The sequence below is a fragment of the Exiguobacterium sp. s128 genome (genome assembly GCF_018618815.1).
Classification (GTDB): domain Bacteria; phylum Bacillota; class Bacilli; order Exiguobacteriales; family Exiguobacteriaceae; genus Exiguobacterium_A; species Exiguobacterium_A antarcticum.
The window spans coordinates 1-3,985 of record NZ_JACSMT010000082.1 but is presented as its reverse complement, the minus strand read 5'-3'; the positions used below and the strand labels follow the sequence as shown (position 1 = coordinate 3,985).

At 41.0% G+C, this 3,985-nt stretch carries 4 protein-coding genes and 2 pseudogenes; 2 read left to right on the top strand and 4 right to left on the bottom strand.

What is annotated here, in order from left to right:
• Positions 1-126, top strand: a pseudogene (locus tag KNQ13_RS15585) (zinc ribbon domain-containing protein); the annotation flags it as partial.
• A gap of 325 nt (positions 127-451) precedes the next feature.
• Here the strand turns inward: KNQ13_RS15585 and KNQ13_RS15580 are convergent.
• Entirely contained in the window at positions 452-1,981 is a 1,530-nt protein-coding gene (locus tag KNQ13_RS15580; RefSeq protein WP_026831296.1) for a multicopper oxidase family protein, read from the bottom strand.
• A 220-nt stretch (positions 1,982-2,201) separates the two neighbouring features.
• Here KNQ13_RS15580 and KNQ13_RS15575 point away from each other — a divergent pair, with 220 nt between their 5' ends.
• Complete coding sequence (locus KNQ13_RS15575) at positions 2,202-2,774, top strand: YdhK family protein (RefSeq protein ID WP_026831295.1); 573 nt, start codon at positions 2,202-2,204, stop codon at positions 2,772-2,774.
• Between the two features lie 45 nt (positions 2,775-2,819).
• Here KNQ13_RS15575 and KNQ13_RS15570 read toward each other — a convergent pair whose 3' ends face one another.
• The 3 genes and pseudogenes from KNQ13_RS15570 to KNQ13_RS15560 form a co-directional block, all read right to left on the bottom strand.
• Positions 2,820-3,494, bottom strand: a complete 675-nt coding sequence (locus KNQ13_RS15570) for a response regulator transcription factor (protein WP_026831294.1) — start codon at positions 3,492-3,494, stop codon at positions 2,820-2,822.
• Positions 3,491-3,658, bottom strand: a pseudogene (locus tag KNQ13_RS15565) (ATP-binding protein); the annotation flags it as partial. The pseudogene KNQ13_RS15565 and the gene KNQ13_RS15570, both read right to left, overlap by 4 nt.
• A gap of 63 nt (positions 3,659-3,721) precedes the next feature.
• Positions 3,722-3,985: zinc ribbon domain-containing protein (locus KNQ13_RS15560; RefSeq protein ID WP_214773277.1), on the bottom strand; the 264-nt coding region annotated here is incomplete at its 5' end.

Genomic DNA, 3,985 nt, shown 5'->3' with positions numbered 1-3,985 from the left:
AAAAGAAACAAAGCGAAAGATCGAACCTATTTTTGTCCATGTGGATTCAAAAAGCACAGAGATTTAGTCGGTGCGATGAATATTAGATACGCACCTGTGGTTGATGGTAATAGTCAATCAGCCTGAGAACCTTTAGGGTCTGTCTCAGGAGGGGTGATGGCACCCCCTCATCTGAAGGCTTGAGCAAAACAGAAATGGACTGCGCTCGCATAAGCACTTCAGAATCCCACTCATCCCGAAGGGGGAGCTTGCGGCTTTAGCCGTGGGAGTGTCAAATGTTATTATGCATTTTTGTAAGGCTTTAATGATTTCATTGTTTTCATGGGCCATCGCAATTCCCTCCTTTTATCCATCTTACTTATTTTGATACACAAGAGTTATTTCCCCCATTTGTGAAAAAAAGATGAAAGTTAGCAAGTGTCACTTCAGACATCTTTAATTTCTTCCTCCATTAATCTACTTTTAATTGTCCCATCATTCCATTTTCCTCATGTTCAAGTATATGACAATGATACATGAACACTCCTTTTTGCTTGAATGTCATTCGAATTTTAACTCGTTCTCCCGGTTTAACAGCTACAGTGTCTTTAAGTCCTCTCTCTTGACTATTGGTTTGCACACCATTTCGTTCTAATACAACAAACTGGACCCCATGTATATGAAATGGGTGAATCATTCCACCCATCATATCTTTTTTGTTGTATATTTCCCATGTCTCCGTCCGATTTTGTTTTACCTTAATATCAATTCGATTTTCATCAAATGTTTTTCCATTTATCTCAACCATTTTCCCCATTCCGAAAAGCGTTAGTCTACGATCAGGTTTTAAATCCGCATCATTCAGTTTTGGCATCTTTTGAATGACATTGGTTATCTCCGAATTTCGGCCTTGCTTTTCTTTTAGTTTAAACTTGGTAATCGTTACTCCATCTGTTATCAGGGATACCTGTTCTCCTATTGAATGTTTTGAAAAATCAAGTAGAATCTCAGTTCTCTCACCTGGGCTTAGCGCAACCGACCGAACTTTTTCAGGCTTGGAAAGATAACCGCCATCACCTGCTATTTTTTCGAAGCTTGCACCATCTGATAACTTCACTACATAGTTACGCGCATTAGATCCGTTTAACAGTCTCACTCTTATTTGAGAGTACTTTACGTCAAAATACGGATTGAGTGTGCCATTCACGACCAACGTATCACCTAAAGCCCCATCCGATTTTTCAATATCATCATAATTCATGCTATTCTCTTTATTAAACTGTCGATCCTGTAAAATTAAGGGGATATCATTTTTACCATATTTTTGAGGAAGATTGGTTTTTAGATTGACCTCTTTTACATATAACAATCCTGCCAATCCTTTATACACTTGACTGGCTGTTTTTCCCATTGGATGGGGATGAAACCAAAGTGTCGATTCATTCTGTTCTACTTTAAAGGTTACGTCTTTTGACTCACCAGGGTTCACGATTTGATGGGGACCACCTTCTACTTGTGAGGGTACGACGAGCCCATGCCAATGAAACGTAGTTGGCTCACCAAGTTGATTTATCGTGCGTATGCTGACAGTTTTTCCTTTTTTCAATTCAATCATAGGACCTAAATAATTTCCGTTGTATCCTAACGTATTTGTTTGATCACCGTTTGCAAAAAAGCGTGTTGTTCCCTCTCGAGCGACGACCGTGTAACGCATCGACTCTTTATCCTCTTGATCGGGTTTTAATACTTTAGGCAAACCTAAAGGATTCTCCTTTTCAGTAGAATTCTTCAACTTTATATTCGTAGCATGCCCCATTCCGCCGTTTTCCATGCCCATCATGGTATCGCTTGAAGATTCATTTGAAGAATTCATCATGGAGCCCATGCCCCCCTGATTCAGATTTCCCACACCTATGCGTGATAGAAAAAAGAAGGAACCTATACTGCCAATCAACAATAATGCCAGCACACTTCCGATTACGATAATCCATTTTCCTTTCATAACACTCATTCCTTCCTGTTTGATATTAGCTTCACTGTAAAGGATGATTGTGAAAAAAATGTGGTTTTTACAGAATGGCATGATGTGTTAAGCGGATGATGATTAAATGAGACAAAAAGATTTTTCGAATGTGCTTTTTTATGACCGTCTGCAAAGTTTCTGCAAATTTTAATGTTACAGTGTATACCAAACACTACAACATTACCGGAGGCGATACTTTATGAAATTCAACAAAAAGCTCTTAACGACAACGATGGTGGCTTCTCTCTCTTTAGCACTCGCAGCATGCGGAAGCAGTGGGGACGATACTAAGTCGAATAGTAACATGGATAAAAATATGGATGGCATGGACCATTCAACAATGGATATGTCCGGTTCTAAAGAAGTTCCAAAAGGGTTAAACGATGCTAAAGATCCAAAGTTCAAAGTTGGAGACATGGCGATGATTAAAGAGGCCCATATGGAAGGGATGAAAGACGCCGAAGCAACCATCGTAGGAGCATACGATACAACGGCATACAGTATTTCTTATGATCCAACAAACGGTGGAAAACGTGTGACAGACCATAAATGGATCATCCAAGAGGAAATTGTAGAAGCGAAGTCAACACCTTATAATGTTGGGGATGAAGTCAAAGTAAGTGCGGATCATATGAAGGGCATGCAAGAGGCTACCGCAACGATTGATTCAGCCAAAGAGACGACTGTTTATATGATTGATTTTGAATCGACGTCGGGTAAACAGGTGACCAATCATAAATGGGTCACAGAAGACGAACTAACCGCTGAATGACACTTTTAGAAACTAAAAAAGCGTGGGCACATGCCTCCGCTTTTTTTAGTATGAAGTCCATTTGTAGCCGATTCCCCAAACTGTCTGGAGGTGTTTCTCAATCGGAAAACCAATTTTTCTAAGTTTTTCCCTTAAGTTTCGAACATGAGAATCTACCGTTCGCTCATCCGTCCATTCACTGGCCGACCATAAACTTGCGAGCAACTCCTCTCTTGAATACACTCTACCAGGATTTTTTAATAGTTTACCCAGTAGAGAAAATTCCTTCGGTGTGACTTTCACTTGACGACCAATATAAGATAATTCATGAGATAATTCATCCCAAACCAAACCGGAACACTCAATTTTGTTATCGATTTCTGCAGATGTCCGCCTAAAAATGGATTGAATTCTAGCTTGTAACTCTTCCTCATCAAATGGTTTAACAATATAATCGTCTGCACCAAGGCGTAATCCTTTTACGATTTTTTCTTTTCCATGGAGAGCCGTCAACAGGATGATCGGTACATTCGAGACCTCGCGGATCTTCCGACATGTCTCAAATCCGTCCATTACGGGCATCATGACATCTAATATGATCAGTTCTGGTTCGTCTGTTTCAATCAAATCCAATACGTCTTTTCCACTGTTAAGTTTGATGCAATTATAGGTTGGTTGGAGATAAAGTTCGATCAATTCTAGCATTCGTTTTTCATCATCCACCAGCGCGATTGTTTTCATACCGGAATCCTCCTTAAATCGATGACAACCTTTAGTCCGTTTTCCACATTAACAGCGGAAATACTCCCATTATGGGCCTCGACTATTTCTTTCGTAATGGCTAATCCAAGACCTGTACCACCCGTTTCACGATTTCTTGAAGAGTCTACTCGTTGAACTACCTCCACCTACGCTTTGCTTAGAGGTGGAGGATTCCTGAGTTATCCGACCTAACGGTCGAAACCTGATCAGGCTAACCCCGTCGTCCCGACGGTTGAAGAAGCTAAGATGCGTTCTGCTTCTTGTTTGAGATTCAGTCCTGCGTTCACATCACGATCGTGGTGGATGCCGCAAATCGGGCATGTCCATTCACGCAAACCAAGATGTTTCACGTCTTTGTGTTGATGTCCGCAACTGGAGCATAGTTGGCTGGAAGCAAAGGTCTTGCCGACTTTCACGACGGTCTTCCCGTACCAGTCTGCCTTGTACTCCAGCATGCGGAAGAACTCCGA